Consider the following 20113-nt stretch of genomic DNA (forward strand, 5'->3'; position numbering starts at 1 on the left):
GCTTTCTGTCTTCTTTATCCTAAGACTGGCTGGCAGCTTCTGATTGTTTTAATAATGCAGAGATTGTAAAGGAAAGCAAGTCGGGAAGCACCTCAAAGGAATAAGGCACATACAGTCGTTCCGTCCATTTGTGCGGGTCTTTTCCAGACGGGCCGACATTTAATACCGGAACATACAGCGCCTCGTCTACCCTGCTTGGAAGTGAGTATCCTCTGTTAAAGAGCGGCATATTGCTTGTGTATGCACCAACATCCTGTTTTTCCAGCTGAAGATAGCTCAAATCCGAGAGCCCTGGGAAATACTGAACCTCCCGTAAAGCAATGCCGTACCTATCAGCTGCATATTGAATGAGCTTGCCGGCAGTATTCTTGATTACCTGATCGTTTTTTGATGACACCGCCGGATAAAACGGAGGGCTATAAAAGAGAGCAATGAGCGGCGCATCTTCCTTACACAGCGCAGCGAGCTCTGATACAATTTTAGTCGAAAAATCTCTGTCTCCAAGGTCTCCCCTGTTTGCATAGGTGAAATTCAGCACCCGTTCTGTTTCCGAGCTTCCGACACGACTTTTCGCACGTGCAAGAAGCTCATCAAACGTAAAAACAGAGACAGTTCGTTCAATTGGATGAAAGTGCTCAAACTTCTGAAAATCACCTGTTTTCTGCTGAATATGGTTTGAAATCTCCTCTGCTGCCTGCTCTGCGGTTTTTTTCAGCATGTCATGCAGCTCACTCGCGGAGCGCTGCATTGTCAGCACATTAAATAACGTAACGGCTGTATGCGGTGTTTGGACGGAATATGCCTCTTTCAAGTCCTTTTGCATTAAGTTTACCGGCGGCGGGGTGACTTCCCCGTCAGCCATTTCGCAGTAATTCACGTTCAGCTCCAGCAGACGATTGATCTCAGAAACCATTAAATTTGCATTTAAACCGGAAAACGGCTCTCCGACATGCGTTTCTATCCCTTTACAGAAAAATCCTGCGAGAACCTTGCCAATGCTGCCTGTATACACATATTGCCGCTGGTCGCCCGGAAATTTTTCAAACATCGGTTCGCTATTCAAACAAGCAGTGTATGTAAGATGATATTTATGCTTGATTTCTTTCAGTGCAGGAACGGCTTCGATCATTCCTCTTGAATTCACTTCCTCGTCAGGAACCGTAATCAAAAGGACATTCCCATCAAAATGACCATTCATTGCCCGCTCAAGCATCGACAGCTGAACAGTAAGCCCCGCTTTCATATCCATCGTGCCTCTTCCAAACAGCCAGTCGCCGCTTTCCGCGTCTGTTCTCACGCGTTCAGGAAGCAACTCTTTTTTCTCCAAAAAGGAGTTTAAAAGCTCAGCCGGCTTACAGGCCATATGCTTGAATTCGCCGTAGTCCTCTATGTCCACGACATCAAAATGGCTCAACAATAGCACTGTCTGTTTGACATCTTTCTTTTTGACAAGCGCCGTCAGAAACGTTCTGCCGTCTTCCATTGGATGGAGTGTGACATGATCAGGGTTATTTTGAAAATAAGGCTTGTCCTTTAAAAGATAATAAAGATATTCCGCAAGTGCGGCTTCTCCTTTCGAACCAGTGACACTTTCGTACTGGACAAGCGAAGTTAAAAGGGTAAGCAAATTATCCTTGGTCTGCCAATTCATCATTTCCGCCCTCCTATGTATAAAAACGCTTCGATTCTAAAAAATAACATGACTCCCTGTCTATTATACAGAAATGTTTGACAAAATCGGATCGTTTGAGCAGTTTATATGACGGGAAAGAAATGACTTGTTATAATCAACCTCTAAAAACCTTACGGGAGGCGAAAGAAATGGCCAGAAAATTATTCACACCTATGACGATTAAAGATGTAACGTTAAAAAACCGCATTGTGATGTCACCAATGTGCATGTACTCTTCTCACGAAAAGGACGGAAAGTTACAGCCGTTCCACATGGCTCACTACATAACACGCGCAGTCGGCCAGGTCGGGTTAATTATTGTGGAAGCATCAGCGGTTAATCCTCAAGGACGCATCACAGACCAAGATTTAGGGATATGGAGCGACGAGCATATCGAAGGTTTTGCAAAGCTGACTGAGCAGGTAAAAGCGCAAGGCTCAAAAATCGGAATTCAGCTTGCCCACGCAGGACGTAAAGCAGAGCTTGAAGGCGATATTTTCGCTCCGTCTGCGATTGCGTTTGACGAGCAATCCAGCACACCGGTTGAAATGACAACTGAAAAAGTGAAAGAGACCGTGCAGGAGTTCAAACAAGCAGCAGCCCGTGCAAAAGAAGCAGGCTTTGATGTGATTGAGATTCATGCGGCACACGGATACTTAATTCATGAATTTTTATCTCCGCTTTCTAACCATCGCACAGATGAATACGGCGGCTCACCAGAAAACCGATACCGTTTCTTAAGAGAAATCATTGATGAAGTCAATCAAGTGTGGGATGGTCCTTTATTTGTCCGTGTATCGGCTTCTGACTATACAGACAAAGGCTTAGACATCGCTGATCATATCGGTTTTGCAAAATGGATGAAGGAGCAGGGCGTTGACTTAATTGACTGCAGTTCAGGTGCCCTTGTTCATGCAGACATTAACGTATTCCCTGGCTATCAGGTCAGCTTTGCCGAGAAAATCCGCGAACAGGCTGATATGGCGACTGGTGCTGTCGGAATGATTACAAATGGTTCAATGGCTGAAGAAATTCTTCAAAATAACCGTGCAGACCTCATCTTTATCGGCAGAGAGCTATTACGCGATCCTTACTTTGCAAGAACTGCCGCAAAACAGCTCAATACAGATATTCAAGCCCCTGTTCAATACGAAAGAGGCTGGTAATCTTGAGATTCGAGATATCCGCGGCTCCGCCGCCGGATATCTCTTTTTTTATTTTTGGAGAAACGATCAGCTGACGTTCTCCGTCTCCCTAGTAGAACCAATTAGAGGAGATGACTCCAATGAATGCAGCATGGATCGAAAGGACCTATATGGTTGACGGTTGTGAATTTCATACAAAATACCGAAAAGGATTTAGCGGTGTAACCATTGTTTTTGAAGCCGGCTACGGCACTTCTTCAGAGACGTGGAAACCATTAACAGCGGACATTGATGGCGAATTTGGCATATTCACATATGATAGAGCGGGTATTGGGAAAAGCGGACAAAGCAAGGCAGAACGAACAGCCGACCAAAAGGTGAGAGAATTAGAAAGCTTGCTTAAGGCAGCAGGTATAAGACCGCCTTATCTGGTTGTTTCACATTCATACGGATCGGTTATCAGCAGTTTATGGGCCTGTAAAAACCGAGAGGATATTATCGGCATGGTGCTCCTTGATCCCGCTTTAGGAGATGACGGCACAGGCGGCTTTACATTTATTCCTGAAGAAATGCATACAGCATACAGAAAGCAGATGATGCTCGAGGAGACATATGCTGAATTTTTGAAAAGCCTGCAGCAAGTCAAACAGCAGCAAGTCCATTTAGGAAACATGCCCCTTATTGTCCTGTCATCAGGTGAACGCACTGAGAAATTCGCCTCTGCTGAAGCGGACTGGAGAAACCTGCATAGCAGTATTTTGTCCCTATCCGATCAAAGCGGCTGGATACAAGCAAAAAACAGCTCACATAACATTCATCATGATGAACCTCATATCGTCCATCTGGCGATTTATGATGTATGGTGTGCGGCCTGCCAGCAGGCCGCCCCGCTGTACCAGGCAGTCAATTAAACAAAAAACCCGGCTAAAGCAGCCGGGTCTTTTATTATTTTGTTTCGCGATGAAGGGTATATTTTTTTAACCGCGGTGAGTATTTTTTCAGCTCTAAACGATCAGGATTTGTGCGTTTATTTTTGGTTGTCATGTAGTTTCTGTCCCCTGTTTCAGTGCAAGCCAAAGTAACATTTACTCTCATGTTTAACATCTCCTTATAAAGCGTAATGATTACGTTTTATTATACAGCTTAATAACAGATTGTCAAACACCTTCTCAGCCTCTCGGAACTTGTACTTCTAAGAAATCATAAGCCGTGATGCTGTTCGGAAAAACGGCTGCCGCTTCTTTCTGAAGCTCCAGAGAGGCCTCTCCCTGATATCTTGCGCTGATATGAGTTAAGATGAGCTGCTTCGCCCCAGCTTCTTTTGCTGTTACAGCTGCTTGTTCTGTTGTACTGTGAAAATAATCAAAAGCAAGCTTCACATCATCCTTAGCAAAGGTGGCTTCATGCACAAGCACATCACAGTCCCGCGCAAGCTCTTTTATCTTATCGCTCACTCTCGTATCCCCGGAAAACACGACAGCTCTCCCCTTTTTAGGAGGCTCCAAAAAATCCTCCCCATTTATGGTGCGTCCGTCTTCAAGCGTCACGATTTCACCTTTTTTTATTTTCGAATATACAGGTCCAGGCGGAATATTCATTTCCTTTAATAACGCCGCCTTTAAAGAACCAGGCACATCTTTTTCTTGTACGCGGTACCCAAAGGCCTCTACACCATGAATCGCGGATGCAGCTGTGACGATAAACTGGTCGTCCTCAAATACGGCTCCCTCTTCAATCTCTTGTATCACAAGCGGATATGTTAGGTGAGTTTTCGTGACGGCAAGACTTGTTTCAATAAAGGCCTTGATGCCTTTCGGTCCGTAAACCGTCAGCTCGTCCTCACCGCCCTGAAAAGAACGGCTGCCAAGAAGCCCCGGAAGACCGTATACATGATCGCCGTGCATGTGAGTAATGAAGATTTTTTCTATTTTTCGAGGTTTAATCGATGTATGTAAAATTTGATGCTGTGTGGCTTCCCCGCAGTCAAACAGCCATACAGATCGCCTTTCTTCAAGCAGCTTTAATGCGATCGACGTCACGTTTCTCGACTTAGCGGGAATTCCGGCTCCCGTCCCTAAAAAAAGTAATTCCACATTTCCTTCCTCCTACTAGAACTAGTTACCTACAAGAATACAGGATCAGGCGTAAAATGTGAATCTCGCCTCTGATTCGGGCAAACCTTTCGTTCTAGAAATATTTTTGCGCCATTCTGCAAAAAAAGGGGCTTAAATGTTTGCTTTCGTTGAATTTTAGATTTAAAATGAAGGAAATATACGGGGTACTAAAATAAAGCTTCGAATAAAGTGAGGTACTTTTAGTGAAAACAAACCAACAACCAAAAGCAGTAATTGTCATATTCGGTGCAACGGGAGATTTGGCAAAACGAAAACTCTATCCGTCCATTCACCGTTTATATAAAAATGGACAAATCGGAGAAGAGTTTGCAGTTGTAGGAGTCGGAAGAAGACCTTGGTCCAATGAGGATCTTCGCCAAACCGTCAAAACATCTATTTCCTCAGCTGCTGATAAACATATAGATGACTTCACGTCTCATTTCTATTATCACCCGTTTGACGTGACAAACCCTGGTTCTTATCAAGAGCTTAACGTACTGCTCAATCAGCTGGAAGATACATATCAAATCCCGAACAACAGAATGTTCTACTTGGCAATGGCTCCAGAATTCTTTGGAACAATTGCAAAGACATTAAAATCAGAAGGTGTTACAGCAACTACAGGCTGGTCCCGCCTTGTGATTGAAAAGCCGTTTGGCCATGACTTGCCAAGCGCGCAAGCATTAAATCAAGAAATTCGTGAAGCATTTACAGAAGATCAAATTTATAGAATCGATCACTATTTAGGAAAACAAATGGTGCAGAATATTGAGGTTATTCGATTTGCCAATGCGATTTTCGAACCGCTATGGACAAATCGCTACATCTCAAATATCCAAATCACATCAAGCGAATCACTTGGTGTTGAAGACCGTGCTAGATATTACGAAAAATCAGGCGCCCTTCGCGACATGGTCCAAAACCATATTATGCAAATGGTTGCGCTTCTCGCAATGGAGCCGCCGATTAAACTGAACACAGAAGAAATTCGCAGCGAAAAAGTGAAGGTGCTGAGAGCCCTCCGCCCTATTGCAAAAGACGAAGTGGATGAGTATTTTGTGCGCGGACAATATCAAGCCGGTGAAATTGACGGTCTGCCAGTCCCTGCTTATACAGATGAAGATAACGTCGCTCCTGACTCAAATACAGAAACCTTTGTTTCTGGAAAGCTTCTGATCGACAACTTCAGATGGGCTGGTGTTCCATTCTACATTCGTACCGGAAAACGAATGAAAGAAAAGTCTACAAAAATTGTCGTTCAATTTAAGGACATTCCGATGAACCTGTACTACGGCAATGAAAACAACATGAATCCGAACTTACTCGTCATTCATATTCAGCCTGACGAAGGCATTACACTGTACTTAAACGCTAAAAAACTCGGAGGAGCAGCACACGCGCAGCCAATCAAATTGGATTACTTCAGCAATTGCAATGATGAACTGAACACTCCTGAAGCATATGAAAAATTGATTCACGACTGTCTTCTTGGCGATGCGACGAACTTCGCACACTGGGATGAAGTGGCCCTTTCTTGGAGCTTTGTCGATTCCATTTCTGAAACATGGGCAGCCAACAAAACCCTATCGCCAAACTACGAAGCAGGTTCTATGGGTCCAAAAGAATCAGATGATCTTTTGGCGAAAGACGGCTTGCATTGGTGGAATATATAAAGAAAAAGGCTGAAAGTGCTTGTAAAGCATTTTCAGCCTTTTATTGATGTATTTAACTCTCTGCCTCTAAGCGGCTCAAAAAGACAATTGATTTTCTCTCTGTCGTAATCTAATATCCAACTGTTATATGTTTCATACATATCCCGTATTGTTTCAGCTGCAGCAGCTAAAATATCGCAGCCTCGATCATCATAAAGATGAAAAATGGTTCTCTTTTTTATATTGATAAAGTAAATATCTTGAGAAATGCTTGGTTTTATCCCCATATCTTGATTACATATCGCTCTCAGCATTGGAATATATCTTACATCACCAGCTTTACACCTCAGAAAAAATCTATGCGTTTTATCATCATCAGAACAAGTATAAGAGACAGCAATGTGCTGCAGTTTTTTCAACACAGCTTTTTCTCGAATGTACCGTGAGAAAATATGTAATTTGCTCTTATATCTCCTTCCCCCTCCAAAACCAACAGCATCAGCTATAACAAATATATCATCATCATCGGCATGTAGAGACTTAAATAAAGTGACAGCTCTCTTGTATGCGTTATCTATATAAGGGTTGTGTAGATAAGCAGCATTCACATTATATCCTACGCCTATTTCAAACCGGATGCCGATCTGCCAGTTATAAAACAAAGGAGGTGTAAGTCGTAAACCAGGAAAATTTTCAAGTACATACTCATTTACAGGCAAAACATACATCCTTTCGTTCCCCGCACTCTATTTCAAAAAAAAATCCCCCAGCTGTCAGGCTGCGGGATTTTTCACATTATTATTTCATCCATTCCGTATGGAAGACACCGTCTTTGTCTGTGCGCTCATAAGTATGGGCGCCGAAGTAGTCACGCTGCGCTTGGATCAAGTTTGCAGGCAGCACGGCTGTGCGATAGCTGTCATAATAAGCTAGTGCGCTTGAGAATGAAGGTACCGGCACACCTTGGGCAACTGCAAGTGAAATCACCTGGCGAAGCGCTCCTTGGTAGCTTTCTGCAATGTTCTTGAAGTGGCTGTCAAGCAGCAGGTTGTCAAGCTCAGGATCACGGTCGTAAGCTTCTTTGATTTTCTGCAGGAATGCCGCACGGATGATACAGCCGCCGCGGAAGATCATAGCGATTTCACCGTAATTGAGATCCCAGTTGTATTCTTCAGAAGCAGCTTTCATTTGGGCAAATCCTTGGGCGTAAGAACAGATTTTGCTCATGAACAACGCTTTTCTGACGGCTTCGATCAGGTCTTCTCTATTTTCTGTAACAGGCTTCACTTCAGGTCCTGAAAGAAGGTTGCTTGCTTTCACACGCTCATCCTTCATCGCTGAAATAAAACGTGCGAATACAGATTCAGTGATAATTGGAAGCGGAACACCTAAGTCAAGTGCACTTTGGCTTGTCCATTTTCCTGTTCCTTTTTGACCCGCTTTATCAAGAATCACGTCAACAAGCGGTTTGCCTGTTTCTTCATCTTTTTTCGTGAAGATATCAGCAGTAATCTCGATCAGGTAGCTGTCAAGCTCGCCTTTATTCCATTCAGCAAATACTTCATGAAGCTCATCAGCTGAAAGGCCAAGTACCTGTTTCAGGATGAAATAAGATTCAGAGATCAGCTGCATATCGCCGTATTCAATACCGTTATGCACCATTTTTACATAATGGCCGGCACCGTCCGGACCGATATATGTCGTACACGCTTCACCATCAACTTTTGCAGAAATTGCTTCAAGAATCGGCTTCACAAGTTCATGAGCTTCTTTTTGTCCGCCGGGCATGATAGAAGGCCCTTTAAGAGCTCCTTCTTCTCCGCCTGAAACGCCTGTGCCGATAAAATGAATGCCGCTTTCAGCAAGCTCTTTGTTTCGGCGCTGTGTATCTTTATAGTATGTATTTCCGCCGTCAATTAAAATATCGTCCTTCTCTAAGTGAGGAAGAAGAGATTGAATTGTCGCATCTGTAGCAGTTCCCGCTTTAACCATTAACAAAATTTTGCGCGGTGTTTCCAAGGATTGAACAAATTCTTCAATGCTGTAGGTGCCGACAACGTTTTTGCCTTCAGCCTCCTGCAAAAATTCCTCGGTTTTGCTGCTTGATCTGTTGTAAACAGAAACAGAAAATCCTCGGCTTTCAATATTTAAAGCCAGATTTTTACCCATTACCGCAAGTCCGATAACTCCGATTTGTTGTTTTGACATATTCTAACGTCCCTTCTGAAAACGTTTAACCATTTTAAAATTTACATTAAAATAAAATGATCTTTATACTATTGAAATTACCATACTTCACCCCCTTATTTCAAGACATTCAGCTTTTCTTTTCATCTTGAAAAAAATCTTTATTAAAGCTTGTCCCGCTTGTTTTGCTCTCGTCTTTTTTAACCTTTGCACCTTTTCTGATCAGCTTGGAGCCGTACTTTTCATTCAGTTTTTCCATCATCTGCTGAATCGGTTCATCCTTCGCATCCTCTGTAAAGCTGAACAAATCGAGTTGCTTATAGGCCTGCTCTTTTTCTACCAAATCCGTTCCGGTAATGCCGAGCAGCCTGATTGGATTTTTGTTCCAATGCTTAAAGAAGAGATGTTCTGCTTCATTATATATCTCGTTTTTTTGATCTATCGGATTCTTCAGTGTGATGCTTCTTGTAATGGTTTTCCAGTCCGCGTATCTGATCATAATAAACAGCTTTGAAGCCATTACTTCCTTACGCTGCAAACGGTCGCTAACGGATGCGGACAGTTTTCGAAAAACAGCTAACAGCTCATCCTCATCGGCAGAATCATGAGAAAGTGTGGATGAATTGCCTACGCTTTTAAATTCATAAATGCGCTCCGGATCAACAGGGGCATGGTGAATGCCGTTCGCTTTATTTTTGAGACGGGGCCCATTGATGCCGAGCAGCCGTTTTAGCGAGTGTTCGTCAGCGGCCGCTAAATCTCCAATCGTATCAATACTAAGCCCGTTCAGTTTTTCCGCCGTCTTTTTGCCTACGCCATGCATTTCTCCAACTGGGAGAGGCCAAAGGATATCAGGCACTTCTCTTTTTCTCAGGATGGTGATCCCAAGCGGTTTTTTCATATCGGATGCCATTTTAGCGAGAAATTTATTCGGGGCAATTCCGATGCTTGACGGAAGCAGCAGCTCTTTCTGCAGTCTGCTTTGTATTTCTTTTGCCGTCTCATAGGCATTGCGGCTGTATGGTGTATCCGTCATATCCATATAGCCTTCGTCGATGGATACAGGCTCCACCAGATCTGTATATTCACGAAGGATGCTAAACATCGCTCTTGAAGAGCTTCTGTAGCGGTCAAAGTTCGGCGGAAGGACGATGAGATCAGGACAGTTGCGCTTTGCTTCCCAAACCGGCATGGTTGTTTTCACGCCGTGCGCCCTTGCTTCGTAGCTGCATGTGACGACGATGCCTTTTCGTTCTTTGACGTTTCCGGCAACTGCAACCGGCTTTCCTCGGAGAGCCGGGTCATATGCCATTTCCACCGATGCATAGAAACTGTTCATATCAATATGGAAAATAATTCGGCCCTTCCCCGGCATAAACATATCTCCTTTCTGTTCATTAGACAACGGCTTGTACATATAGTAAAATGAAGGTATTGAATGGATGTGATGACAATGTTTGTGGAGTCGATAAATGACGTTTTATTCTTAGTCGATTTTTTCACAATTATTCTTCCGGCTCTGACCGCCATCGGGATCGCTTTTCTCTTGCGAGAGTGCCGTGCCGGCGAGCAGTGGAAATCAAAACGAACAGATGAACATCAGACGGTCTTTCGAATAAACCGAACAGACTTTCTTATTATTATATATCATCGCATTACAACTTGGATACGTAAAGTCTTCCGCATGAATTCACCTGTGAATGATGATGAAGACGTCAGTTCCCTTCTTTTATAAACCGCATTTATAAAAAGGAGGAGAACAAATTGTTAAAAACATATCAGAAACTTTTGGCTGTAGGGGCCTTTTTGATCGTATTATGCTCTGGAAACGCAGCTTTTGCTGCAACAAATCAGGTGGGAGGTCTCGGTAACGTCGGTTTTTTCCACGACTATTTAATCGAGCCGTTTTCCTCGCTGCTGAAAGGCGTTGCCGGACTGTTTCACGGAGAATACGGGTTATCTATCATTCTGGTAACCATTATTGTGCGCGTGGTGGTACTGCCTTTGTTTGTCAATCAGTTTAAAAAACAGCGTGTGTTCCAAGAAAAAATGGCAGTCATTAAACCGCAAGTAGACAGCATTCAAGCCAAAATTAAAAAGACAAAGGACCCGGAAAAGCAGAAAGAACTGCAAATGGAAATGATGAAGCTGTATCAGGAGCATAATATCAACCCGCTTGCGATGGGCTGTCTTCCAATGCTGATTCAGTCTCCGATTATGATTGGGCTTTATTACGCGATTCGCTCAACACCTGAAATTGCTTCACACTCGTTTCTATGGTTCAGTTTAGGGCAATCTGATATTCTCATGTCCCTTAGTGCAGGGATTATGTATTTTGTCCAAGCCTATGTCGCACAAAAGCTGAGCGCGAAATATTCCGCTGTCCCGCAAAATCCTGCAGCGCAGCAATCTGCAAAACTAATGGTGTTTATCTTCCCTGTGATGATGACGATTTTCTCGCTTAATGTTCCTGCGGCCCTTCCGCTGTACTGGTTCACCAGCGGACTGTTCTTGACAGTGCAAAACGTCGTACTTCAGATGACACACCATAAACAGAAAAAAACAGCCGCTCTTACAGAACCGGTGAAATAAAAAAACAACTCCGACTTTTGTTCGGAGTTGTTTTTTTATTTCCATCACTTTCAAGAACCTGCATTCGTTTAAAAAGAAGAAAATCGGGAATACCTTTACTCACATCCAAATGAAAGGAGCTGGTGTCGTGACGGAACAGTCTCAACAAAAAAATATTGCTGTGCCTGAGGGAATTTGGATCATGAAACAAACATGGAATGATGTCTTATTTTCTCATTGGCCTGTTGATGACTCTACCCTTCGAGCTAAGATTCCGTCCATATTGGACATAGATACATATCACGGACAAGCTTGGGTAAGCATGCTTCCCTTTATGGTCACAAACCTTCGCGCGCGTTTTCTCCCACCTATTCCCGGAGCCCAGTCCTTTCCAGAGCTTAACCTGCGCACTTATGTCACCTATAAAGGCAAGCCGGGCATTTATTTCTTTAGCTTAGATGCTGATCATCGGCTGGCAGTTCAAGGTGCACGGACTTTCTTTCATTTGCCTTATTTTTACGCCGATATGAAAGCCGAAAAAAAATGGGATGCTATGGAATATAGAAGCAAACGGAGAGACGCTGGAAAAGCAGAATTCGGTGCCACGTACCGGCCACTCTCTGCGCCTTTTACAGCGCAAGAGGATTCGCTTGATTACTGGCTGACGGAGCGATACAGACTTTACACCACTCATCGTGACAAGCTATATTATGAGGACATTCACCATCACCCTTGGCTTCTTCAAAGAGCCGAGGCCCAGTTTTCAACCAATACAGTGGCTGATGCTCACGAAATCACTTTACCAAACTCAGAACCGCTGCTTCATTATGCCAAAAAACAAGACGTATTATTTTGGCCGCTTCGACAATGGCGCTGACTGTTAGGAAAAAACCCGAATGCCAGATCCGCACTCGGGTTTTTATTCATTATTTTGCTGCTTCTTCAATAATCGCAACAACCATTTCTGCTGTTTTCACCAGCTCTTCAATCGGCATTTTTTCGTTCTTCGTATGAATTTGCTCATACCCGACAGCCAGATTGACCGTTGGGATGCCGTGGCCTGCAATTACGTTTGCGTCGCTTCCGCCGCCGCTCGTTTGCAGCTCGCTCGTGCGTCCGATTTTCGCTGCCGCTTTTTTCGCGATTTCAACGACTTGGTCGCCATCTTGATATTTAAACCCTGGATACATGACTTCGATTTCGACTTCTGCACGTCCGCCCATATCAGCCGCTGCCTCTTCAAAAGCAGCTTTCATTTTTTGAACCTGCGCTTCCATTTTTTCTGGAACTAAAGAACGGGCTTCAGCGAGAATGTGAACTTCGTCGCACACAATGTTTGTTTGTGTGCCGCCTTCAAATCGCCCGATGTTTGCTGTTGTTTCTTCATCGATGCGGCCCAAAGGCATCTTTGAAATGGCCTTGCTTGCGATTGTAATCGCTGATATCCCTTTTTCTGGTTCAACTCCAGCGTGTGCAGTTTTACCGTAAATCGCCGCTCTTACCTTCGCCTGAGTCGGTGCCGCAACAATGATATTGCCGACTTTTCCGTCTGAATCAAGAGCATAACCGTAGGATGCTGTTATCATGGAACGGTCAAGCGCCTTTGCCCCGATAAGACCTGATTCTTCACCTACTGTGATGATGAATTCAATCGTGCCGTGCTCAATGTTTTCTTCTTTGAGCACTTTAATTGCTTCAAACATGGCAGCCAATCCCGCTTTATCATCGGCGCCTAAAATTGTTGTGCCGTCTGTTTTAACATACCCGTCCTCAACAACCGGTTTTACGCCGTTTCCGGGTACGACTGTGTCCATATGAGATGTAAAATAAATTGTATCTGTCTTTTTCGTTCCTTTTAATGTGCAGATCAGGTTTCCTGCTCCGTGGCCAGTGATACCCATTGTATCGTCTTCTTTGACGTCTACACCTAAATCAGAAAATTTTTGTTTCAGCACTTTGCAAATTTCAGCTTCGTGCTTCGTTTCTGAATCGATTTGAACAAGCTCTAAAAATTCTTCCAGCAGGCGTTTTTCATTCACCATTTGTAAGTCCCCTCCATGTTTAAAGCGGTATGTTACCGTGCTTTTTTTTCGGTCTCTCTTCTGTCTTATGTGCAAGCATGTAAAAAGCTTGGATGAGTCTTTTCCTTGATTCTTCCGGCAAAATGATGTCATCGACCATTCCGCATGCCGCCGCTTTGTAAGGGCTGGCGTTTTGTTTTTTGTATTCAGCTGTTTTTTCGCGTTTTGTCTTTTGCGGGTCAGCTGACGCTTCAATATCTTTATCATACAAAATAGATGCCGCCCCCTCAGCACCCATCACTGCGATTTCGGCATTTGGCCAAGCAAACACGAGATCCGCTCCGATGGATTTGCTGTTCATGGCGACATACGACCCGCCATACGCTTTTCTGATGATGAGCGTTACTTTGGGAACCGTCGCTTCTGCATAAGCAAACAGCAATTTGGCTCCGTGCCTGATAATGCCGTTATGCTCCTGCTGAATGCCGGGCAAAAACCCCGGTACATCTTCGACAGTTAACAGCGGGATCTCAAAGGCGTCACAAAACCGGATAAATCTCGCTGCTTTATCAGCCGCGTCAATCGTCAGGCTCCCTGCTAAATGTTTCGGCTGGTTTGCCACAATTCCGATCGTTTTTTTGCCGAGCTTTGCAAATCCGATGACGATATTTTTCGCAAAATACGGCTGAATCTCAAAAAAAGACTGTGGATCAGCCAATTCCTGAATCACCGCCCGAACATCATATGGCTTTGTGCTGTCAGCCGGCACGAGGCGGTTTATTAACGAGCTGGAGGCCTCATCCACAGATGAAGGCGGTGATATCTGTTTGTCGAGCGGCAAATAAGACAGCAGCTTTTTCACTCCTGTCAGAACCTCCTCTTCCGTTTTTCCGGAAAAGTGGGCATTTCCGCTGACGGCATTATGTATTCCCGCTCCTCCTAAGCTCTCCGCGTCAACCTGTTCTCCTGTTACTTTTTCAATGACCTTTGGACCGGTAATAAACATTCGGCCCGTCTGTTCTGCCATAAAAATAAAATCAGTAAGTGCCGGAGAGTACACAGCGCCTCCAGCGCACGGCCCTAATATAACCGAGATTTGCGGAATGACTCCGGAATATAAGACGTTTCGGTAAAATATGTGACCGTATCCATCTAATGATACCACACCCTCTTGAATTCTCGCACCACCTGAGTCGTTCAGCCCGATAATCGGGGCTTTATTTTTTGCTGCCAGATCCATAAGAGAGGTAATCTTTTTCGCATGGGTTTCGCCAAGCGCCCCGCCGAATACGGTAAAATCCTGCGCAAACACATATACTGAGCGGCCGTCAATCGTACCGTAGCCCGTCACGACTCCATCTCCCAATATACGCTGCTCCCTTGTTAAGCTTCGGCTCTCCATGAAGGGATATAATTCGATAAAACTATCCTCATCCAAGAGATAGGCGATTCTTTCCCGCGCTGTGAGCTTTCCCTTTTTCCGCTGTTCAGCTTGCTTTGCATGTCCCCCGCCTTCTTCTGCCTGCCTGCGCCTGTTGTATAGATGACCGATATGCTCATTCATATTCAATGTCTTGATCTCCTTTCGGTTCACAGAGCTCGACAAGCACGCCATTTGTTTCCCGCGGAGAAATAAACGCGATCTGTTTCCCGTTTGCTCCCTGTCTCGGCTGCCTGTCTATTACATCAATTTGCCGGTTTGATAAGGCTTGAAGCTGATCTGTTAAGCCGCTGCATAGAAACGCAACATGGTGCAGCCCCTCTCCTTTTTTATCTAAAAATGTACGGACAGGGCTGTCAGGCGTTAACGGCTCAATCAGCTCCAAATAAACGCCTCCCGCTTGGAAAAGGGCAATGGTCACCTTTTGCTCTTCAACCGTTTCTTGATGAAGAAACGTTAATCCCAATACATCTTCATAAAAAGCTCTGGCCTTGTTTATGGAATAAACGGCAATCCCAATATGGTCAAGTCCGGTCATTTTCATCCCTGCTTTCCGGCAATAGATATCGCTTGTCCGCCCATACAAAACACGTTAAAATATAATCAGATTGTCTAAGGAGTGAAACCATGTCTCAAAAACTGATGAAAAGCGTTTTAATCGTGATTTTGGGAGTTTTTATTCTTTCAACAGTGCTCTCAGGAATCGTTATGTTTTTATAATGATAAAAAAGCAGGCGGCCTATTGAACAGGAACAACCTGCTTTTTTATCAGGGCTTTATGCTCAATGGCTATCTCCTCAAAAGACCGGGAGTCTTTCGTGATCAGCACTCTCGTCCCCACCGGTATCTCTTGAAACAGATGAACAACGTCATCGTTATGCATACGTATACAGCCGTTAGATACAAATTGACCGATAGATTCTTCCCGGTTTGTCCCATGAATTCCGTAGACCCGGCCGTCTGTCCCTCTCGCATCAAACCCAATCCACCTTGCCCCAAGCGGGTTCTCAGAAGCTCCGCCTTCAATATTTTTCTTTCTGTAATAAGGATTCACCGCTTTTACTGTAATCGAAAATTCTCCCTCAGGCGTCAAATCATCCGACTTTCCGGTTGCCACACGATAAACGCCTTCAATTTTGTTGTCGATGATGAGAGCAAGCTCATTTGTTTTCTTGTTGACGATGACATACGGGTCACCTGGAAGCGGATTTTGGCCAAGAGGCCATATCGGAGAAATAATCATCATTATTGAACATAAGAAAAAACGCATAAGCTCCTCCTTTTCCATTAGGTTGACCAATGTAGGATGAGCTCATGCGAGTTAAGCGAGCGATTTTTCTGCTTTGATTCCTTTGAAATAACTTTTGATTACCAAATATTGCTCCATTTCCCCCAGAAGATGAAAAAGTGCGGCTCTTGCTTCAAATTCTTCTCTCGTCGCAGGAAGTGGCATCTCCTCGAATTCTTTTCTCATATCAGCAAGTCTTTTCAAAAACTTGTAGGCTGTATTTCCCGGGTGGATTGCTTCCCGCAGATCACAAAGAAATTCGGCAATCATTTTTCCCTGATCCACCGTAATGGAAATCGATGTCACTTTAGGGAGAAGGCGCTCGATGATTTCAAATTGTTTTTCTCTCATTTTAAAATAATGATAGTGCTGATTTTCGTGGCGCAGAATGTGGTTTTGTACATCTCGATACGCCAGGTTTTTGGCTTCAGTGATTAACTGGTGTGTTTCCGGAATTTCTTTTCCTGTCCAATCTTGCTCACCAGTTAACAAATACCGTTCGATTTCTGCGAAAATGACAGCAAAATTGTCCTCTATCTTTTTTCGATAGGCGATTAGCTTCCGGTCAAGGCTCGGCATATACAGATTCATTAAAAGAGCAACGCCGATTCCGACCGTAATTAACTGGACTTCATTCCAAATGAATTGGGGCGTAATGCCGCCGGACATATACAGATGAAGGATAATAACTGAGCTGGTGACGATTCCTTCGTTTATTTTTAAAACAACAGTTGTCGGGATGAAAATCAGCAAAAGCAATCCAATGACAAACGGATCATAGCCAATCAGTTCGAAAAAGAGATAGGAAAAGAGAATTGCCAGACAGCATGCTGCAAATCGGGCCCATGACGCTTGAAGCGACCGTTTTTGTGTGATTTGTATGCACAAAATGGTGATGATTCCTGCTGATGCAAAGTTTTGCAGATGTAAAAGCTGGCTTATATAAATGGCCAAAGCTGTTCCAAGTGCGGTCTTTATTGTGCGGTAACCAATTTTAAACATGTCGGACTCCATTCTATTTGTTTCTTCAACAAAAAAGAAGAAGCACAAGCCTTCTTCTTTTTTCCTATATTCTATAATATTTTTTCTAAAAAGTCCTGCGCTCTTTTGGATTTTGGCGAAAGAAAAAATTCTTTCGGATTGCCGTCCTCGACAATCATCCCTTCATCCATAAATAACACGCGGTCGGCCACTTCTTTTGCAAAGCCCATTTCGTGAGTAACGATCACCATAGTCATGCCGGTTTTAACCAGTTCTTTCATGACCTGGAGCACTTCTTTGACCATTTCAGGGTCAAGCGCGGATGTCGGCTCGTCGAACAGCATGATTTCCGGATTCATTGCCAAAGCACGGGCGATGGCAACACGCTGCTTTTGTCCGCCTGATAAACGGTTTGGATAGTCATTTCGCTTTTCAAACAACCCGACTTTACGCAGCAGTTCCTCAGCTTTTTCTTGTGCAGTCTGCTTTGATTCTTTCTTGACATTTACAGGCGCGTACATGATATTTTCGAGAACCGTTTTGTGCGGAAAAAGATGAAAATGCTGAAATACCATTCCAATGTTTTCCCGTACCTTTAATGTATTGGTTTTCGGCTGCGTAATCTCTTTGTCTTTTATTGTGATGGTTCCGCCGTTAGGCTTCTCCAAAAGATTCAAACAGCGAAGAAATGTGGATTTGCCTGAGCCTGAAGGGCCGATGACGGCAACAACCTCACCTTCAGCGATGTTTGTTGAAATGTTTTTTAATACTTCGTGTTTCCCAAATGATTTTGACAGCTTTTCAACCTTAATCATTGGATTTCAGCTTCCTTTCTACAGCCTTGCCGATAAACGTTAAAATAAGGACAAGCACATAATAAATCAATCCGGCGATAATCAGCGGCTCAAGGTAATTGTACGTGGCGGCGCCCGCTTGATACGCGCGTCTCATGACATCGCCAAGACCAATAACGGTAACAATCGCCGATTCTTTTGTTAACGTAATTAATTCATTTACAATGGCAGGTGATATATTTTTGAAGGCCTGCGGCAAAAGCAGATCCTTCATCATTTTGCCGTACGGAACACCCAGTGCGACAGCAGCCTCTTTTTGCCCTTTATCAATGGCATTGATTCCCGCTCTGATAATTTCCGATACATAAGCAGCGGAATTCAGTGACAATGCGACAACCGCCGCCCAAAACTGGTCAATTTGAAAGCCCAGCAGCTGCGGGAGCCCGAAATAAACAATCATAAGCTGCAGCACTAAAGGCGTGCCGCGAAAAACTGATGTGTAAAAATCAGCAATCCAGATCAGCGGGCGGAACGTGCTGATCTTGCATAAGCTTAGCACAATCCCTAATATAAGTCCGATAATAGCAGATACCACAACAATTTTTAATGTAATTGCTAAGCCTTCTAATATAAAAGGAATTTGGGGGATCGTTGCTGAAAAATCCAAATTCATAGCCTTTGTCTCCTTTTCTTACAGGAAAAAGAATTTCCTATTCAATAAAAAGGCTCAACGAAAAAGTTGAGCCGCTTTTTTTACTTCTCGCCAGTGAACCACTTTTTCTTCAATTTATCGAGCTCTCCATTAACTTGCATTTCTTTGAGGGCTTTATTGAATTTGTCCGTCAGTTCACTGTCTTTTCTGAAAGCAATCGCTGAACCGGCTTCCTCCGCTTTCGCATCAGGAATTACGAAGCCCTGCAGGTCATCATTTGATTTGAAATACCCTTCTGCCACCATGTCTTCGATAATCGCAGCATCAAAACGGTCAGATTTGATTTCCTGCACCAAATCAGAAATTCTGTTGCGGTCTTCAGTTTTAAAATTATACTCCGGTGAAAGCTCTTTCCCCTTCTCTTCTTGAATGGAGCCAAGCTGAACGCCGACTGTTTTTCCTTTCAGATCTTTTAAAGACTTAATGCCGCTGTCTTTTTTGCTGACAATCATATGATTCGCTGTGTAATATACATCAGAAAAATCAACTTGTTTTTTACGATCAGGCGTCGGTGTCATTCCTGACAAAACCAAATCAACCTGTTTTGATTTCAGTGCTGTAATTAAGCTGTTGAAGTCCATATCCTGCACTTCAATTTCGTAGCCGGTTTTCTTTGCAAGGGCCTTTGCCAAATCTACATCAAAACCGACAATGTTATCGCCATCTTTATATTCAAATGGTTTGTAATCCGCCGAAGTTCCCATAATTATCTTTTTCTTTCCGCTTTCTGAACCTGAATTGCTTGAGCCGCAAGCAGATAATGCAAAGGTGATGCACGCAGCTACCAGTAATAAGAGCCATTTTTTCATGATCCATTTCCCCCATATTCATTACTTTTATCATATTTGAATATTTATTCGTTAATTTGTATTTTAAACACTTTCTTATTTTTATGCAATACTATTTTTAAAAATTATCTCGAAGCTTATTTTTCCAGCAATCTCTTCTCCTATCACTAGGCAAAAGGACATCTTTTATAGCGCATCCATTGAATAAACTCTAATATTTATTCATCATGACTTGGAATTTTATGCACAAAAAAACCCCGTGCCGCTCGGGCATCCGGGGTTTTATCTTATACTTCTTCGCAATATTCCTCGAAGGCTTCCTGCAGTTTTGAGACAACTGCCATCGGCTCATGGCCTTCAATTTCATGACGCTCGACCATTTTCATGATCTTTCCGTCTTTTAGAATAGCAAATGACGGAGAAGATGGCGGGTATCCTTCGAAATATTCGCGTGCTCTTGCCGTCGCTTCTTTATCCTGTCCCGCAAATACAGTCACGAGCTGGTCAGGTCTTTTGTCATAATGAACGGAATGGTATGCAGCCGGTCTTGCAATCCCGCCCGCGCATCCGCAGACAGAGTTGACCATGACAAGCGTCGTTCCTTTTTTCGTAAGTGCCTCGTCCACCTCTTCAGCTGTTTTCAGTTCGGTATATCCGGCAGCCGTAATTTCTTGTCTCGCTTGGCGGACAACATCATTCATAAATAAATTAAAGTCCATGTTCAATGAAGACCTCTCCTTTTTCATC

At 43.7% G+C, this 20113-nt stretch carries 22 protein-coding genes; 7 read left to right on the top strand and 15 right to left on the bottom strand.

Annotation, left to right across the window (positions count from 1 at the left end):
• Window positions 1-19 precede the first annotated feature (19 nt).
• Complete coding sequence (locus NSU16_RS11760; RefSeq protein WP_339192682.1) at window positions 20-1651, bottom strand: M20/M25/M40 family metallo-hydrolase; 1632 nt, start codon at window positions 1649-1651, stop codon at window positions 20-22.
• A 170-nt stretch (window positions 1652-1821) separates the two neighbouring features.
• Here NSU16_RS11760 and namA point away from each other — a divergent pair, with 170 nt between their 5' ends.
• Window positions 1822-2838, top strand: a complete 1017-nt coding sequence (namA, locus tag NSU16_RS11765; protein WP_168748180.1) for an NADPH dehydrogenase NamA — start codon at window positions 1822-1824, stop codon at window positions 2836-2838.
• A 119-nt stretch (window positions 2839-2957) separates the two neighbouring features.
• Window positions 2958-3728 carry an alpha/beta hydrolase gene (locus NSU16_RS11770; RefSeq protein WP_339190922.1) on the top strand — a complete coding sequence of 257 codons (771 nt, stop codon included), beginning with the start codon at window positions 2958-2960 and terminating at the stop codon, window positions 3726-3728.
• Between the two features lie 34 nt (window positions 3729-3762).
• On the opposite strand, the gene rpmG is transcribed toward NSU16_RS11770, so the two are convergent.
• Window positions 3763-3912, bottom strand: coding sequence for a 50S ribosomal protein L33 (rpmG, locus tag NSU16_RS11775; RefSeq protein ID WP_326217975.1), 150 nt, complete (start codon window positions 3910-3912; stop codon window positions 3763-3765).
• A gap of 74 nt (window positions 3913-3986) precedes the next feature.
• Window positions 3987-4910: a ribonuclease Z gene (gene rnz, locus NSU16_RS11780; protein ID WP_095713232.1), complete on the bottom strand. Its 924-nt coding sequence runs from the start codon at window positions 4908-4910 to the stop codon at window positions 3987-3989.
• Window positions 4911-5134: 224 nt separating this feature from the next.
• On the opposite strand from rnz, the gene zwf reads away from it, so the two are divergent.
• Window positions 5135-6604: a glucose-6-phosphate dehydrogenase gene (zwf, locus tag NSU16_RS11785; protein WP_339190927.1), complete on the top strand. Its 1470-nt coding sequence runs from the start codon at window positions 5135-5137 to the stop codon at window positions 6602-6604.
• Between the two features lie 32 nt (window positions 6605-6636).
• Here the strand turns inward: zwf and NSU16_RS11790 are convergent, their stop codons facing one another.
• The 3 genes from NSU16_RS11790 to NSU16_RS11800 all read right to left on the bottom strand — a co-directional run bounded on the left by NSU16_RS11790 (window position 6637) and on the right by NSU16_RS11800 (window position 10145).
• Entirely contained in the window at window positions 6637-7302 is a 666-nt protein-coding gene (locus tag NSU16_RS11790) for a DUF3885 domain-containing protein (protein ID WP_029441361.1), read from the bottom strand.
• 79 nt (window positions 7303-7381) lie between these two features.
• Window positions 7382-8791 (bottom strand): NADP-dependent phosphogluconate dehydrogenase, encoded by a 1410-nt coding sequence (gndA, locus tag NSU16_RS11795; protein ID WP_339190931.1) that lies wholly within the window; start codon window positions 8789-8791, stop codon window positions 7382-7384.
• Window positions 8792-8900: 109 nt separating this feature from the next.
• A complete protein-coding gene (locus NSU16_RS11800; protein WP_168748184.1) occupies window positions 8901-10145 on the bottom strand; it encodes a DNA polymerase IV in 1245 nt (414 codons plus the stop codon).
• 72 nt (window positions 10146-10217) lie between these two features.
• Here NSU16_RS11800 and mifM point away from each other — a divergent pair, with 72 nt between their 5' ends.
• The 3 genes from mifM to NSU16_RS11815 all read left to right on the top strand — a co-directional run bounded on the left by mifM (window position 10218) and on the right by NSU16_RS11815 (window position 12218).
• Window positions 10218-10505, top strand: a complete 288-nt coding sequence (mifM, locus tag NSU16_RS11805) for a membrane protein insertion/folding monitor MifM (RefSeq protein WP_081638334.1) — start codon at window positions 10218-10220, stop codon at window positions 10503-10505.
• A gap of 29 nt (window positions 10506-10534) precedes the next feature.
• The gene (locus tag NSU16_RS11810; protein ID WP_168748185.1) at window positions 10535-11362 is read left to right on the top strand and encodes a membrane protein insertase YidC; all 828 of its coding nucleotides are present in this window, start codon (window positions 10535-10537) and stop codon (window positions 11360-11362) included.
• A 127-nt stretch (window positions 11363-11489) separates the two neighbouring features.
• Window positions 11490-12218, top strand: coding sequence for a DUF2071 domain-containing protein (locus NSU16_RS11815; RefSeq protein WP_339192683.1), 729 nt, complete (start codon window positions 11490-11492; stop codon window positions 12216-12218).
• Between the two features lie 49 nt (window positions 12219-12267).
• On the opposite strand, the gene NSU16_RS11820 is transcribed toward NSU16_RS11815, so the two are convergent.
• Genes NSU16_RS11820 through mce form a run of 3 tightly spaced genes read right to left on the bottom strand, consistent with a single transcriptional unit; the run spans window position 12268 to window position 15341 of the window.
• Window positions 12268-13383 carry a tripeptidase T gene (locus NSU16_RS11820; protein WP_024121972.1) on the bottom strand — a complete coding sequence of 372 codons (1116 nt, stop codon included), beginning with the start codon at window positions 13381-13383 and terminating at the stop codon, window positions 12268-12270.
• Window positions 13384-13402: 19 nt separating this feature from the next.
• The gene (locus NSU16_RS11825; RefSeq protein ID WP_339192685.1) at window positions 13403-14926 is read right to left on the bottom strand and encodes an acyl-CoA carboxylase subunit beta; all 1524 of its coding nucleotides are present in this window, start codon (window positions 14924-14926) and stop codon (window positions 13403-13405) included.
• Window positions 14919-15341 carry a methylmalonyl-CoA epimerase gene (gene mce, locus NSU16_RS11830; RefSeq protein WP_268445938.1) on the bottom strand — a complete coding sequence of 141 codons (423 nt, stop codon included), beginning with the start codon at window positions 15339-15341 and terminating at the stop codon, window positions 14919-14921. The genes NSU16_RS11825 and mce overlap by 8 nt, the downstream gene beginning before the upstream one ends.
• 89 nt (window positions 15342-15430) lie before the next feature.
• On the opposite strand from mce, the gene prli42 reads away from it, so the two are divergent.
• The gene (gene prli42, locus NSU16_RS11835; RefSeq protein WP_003226489.1) at window positions 15431-15523 is read left to right on the top strand and encodes a stressosome-associated protein Prli42; all 93 of its coding nucleotides are present in this window, start codon (window positions 15431-15433) and stop codon (window positions 15521-15523) included.
• A 19-nt stretch (window positions 15524-15542) separates the two neighbouring features.
• Here the strand turns inward: prli42 and NSU16_RS11840 are convergent, their stop codons facing one another.
• From NSU16_RS11840 to brxB, 6 genes are all read right to left on the bottom strand, one after another.
• Complete coding sequence (locus NSU16_RS11840; RefSeq protein WP_339190933.1) at window positions 15543-16073, bottom strand: L,D-transpeptidase; 531 nt, start codon at window positions 16071-16073, stop codon at window positions 15543-15545.
• 51 nt (window positions 16074-16124) lie between these two features.
• Complete coding sequence (locus tag NSU16_RS11845; RefSeq protein ID WP_010334854.1) at window positions 16125-17093, bottom strand: aromatic acid exporter family protein; 969 nt, start codon at window positions 17091-17093, stop codon at window positions 16125-16127.
• Between the two features lie 71 nt (window positions 17094-17164).
• Window positions 17165-17887, bottom strand: a complete 723-nt coding sequence (artR, locus tag NSU16_RS11850; protein WP_010334855.1) for an arginine ABC transporter ATP-binding protein ArtR — start codon at window positions 17885-17887, stop codon at window positions 17165-17167.
• A complete protein-coding gene (gene artQ, locus NSU16_RS11855; RefSeq protein WP_014664528.1) occupies window positions 17880-18539 on the bottom strand; it encodes an arginine ABC transporter permease ArtQ in 660 nt (219 codons plus the stop codon). The genes artR and artQ overlap by 8 nt, the downstream gene beginning before the upstream one ends.
• A gap of 80 nt (window positions 18540-18619) precedes the next feature.
• Window positions 18620-19387, bottom strand: coding sequence for an arginine ABC transporter substrate-binding protein ArtP (artP, locus tag NSU16_RS11860; RefSeq protein WP_339190935.1), 768 nt, complete (start codon window positions 19385-19387; stop codon window positions 18620-18622).
• A gap of 266 nt (window positions 19388-19653) precedes the next feature.
• Entirely contained in the window at window positions 19654-20091 is a 438-nt protein-coding gene (gene brxB, locus NSU16_RS11865) for a bacilliredoxin BrxB (RefSeq protein WP_024121978.1), read from the bottom strand.
• Window positions 20092-20113 lie beyond the last annotated feature (22 nt).

The sequence above is a fragment of the Bacillus sp. FSL K6-1003 genome, assembly GCF_037964945.1.
GTDB lineage: Bacteria > Bacillota > Bacilli > Bacillales > Bacillaceae > Bacillus > Bacillus mojavensis.

Bases quoted from the DNA above. Each gene is read 5' to 3' on its own strand.
- namA (WP_168748180.1), top strand. From the start codon at position 1,822: ATGGCCAGAAAATTATTCACACCTATGACGATTAAAGATGTAACGTTA.
- NSU16_RS11825 (WP_339192685.1), bottom strand. From the start codon at position 14,926: ATGAATGAGCATATCGGTCATCTATACAACAGGCGCAGGCAGGCAGAA.
- prli42 (WP_003226489.1), top strand. From the start codon at position 15,431: ATGTCTCAAAAACTGATGAAAAGCGTTTTAATCGTGATTTTGGGAGTT.
- NSU16_RS11800 (WP_168748184.1), bottom strand. From the start codon at position 10,145: ATGCCGGGGAAGGGCCGAATTATTTTCCATATTGATATGAACAGTTTC.
- NSU16_RS11845 (WP_010334854.1), bottom strand. From the start codon at position 17,093: ATGTTTAAAATTGGTTACCGCACAATAAAGACCGCACTTGGAACAGCT.
- NSU16_RS11760 (WP_339192682.1), bottom strand. From the start codon at position 1,651: ATGAATTGGCAGACCAAGGATAATTTGCTTACCCTTTTAACTTCGCTT.
- mifM (WP_081638334.1), top strand. From the start codon at position 10,218: ATGACAATGTTTGTGGAGTCGATAAATGACGTTTTATTCTTAGTCGAT.
- NSU16_RS11840 (WP_339190933.1), bottom strand. From the start codon at position 16,073: ATGCGTTTTTTCTTATGTTCAATAATGATGATTATTTCTCCGATATGG.
- rpmG (WP_326217975.1), bottom strand. From the start codon at position 3,912: ATGAGAGTAAATGTTACTTTGGCTTGCACTGAAACAGGGGACAGAAAC.
- NSU16_RS11820 (WP_024121972.1), bottom strand. From the start codon at position 13,383: ATGGTGAATGAAAAACGCCTGCTGGAAGAATTTTTAGAGCTTGTTCAA.
- artP (WP_339190935.1), bottom strand. From the start codon at position 19,387: ATGAAAAAATGGCTCTTATTACTGGTAGCTGCGTGCATCACCTTTGCA.
- artR (WP_010334855.1), bottom strand. From the start codon at position 17,887: ATGATTAAGGTTGAAAAGCTGTCAAAATCATTTGGGAAACACGAAGTA.
- gndA (WP_339190931.1), bottom strand. From the start codon at position 8,791: ATGTCAAAACAACAAATCGGAGTTATCGGACTTGCGGTAATGGGTAAA.
- mce (WP_268445938.1), bottom strand. From the start codon at position 15,341: ATGACCGGACTTGACCATATTGGGATTGCCGTTTATTCCATAAACAAG.
- artQ (WP_014664528.1), bottom strand. From the start codon at position 18,539: ATGAATTTGGATTTTTCAGCAACGATCCCCCAAATTCCTTTTATATTA.
- NSU16_RS11770 (WP_339190922.1), top strand. From the start codon at position 2,958: ATGAATGCAGCATGGATCGAAAGGACCTATATGGTTGACGGTTGTGAA.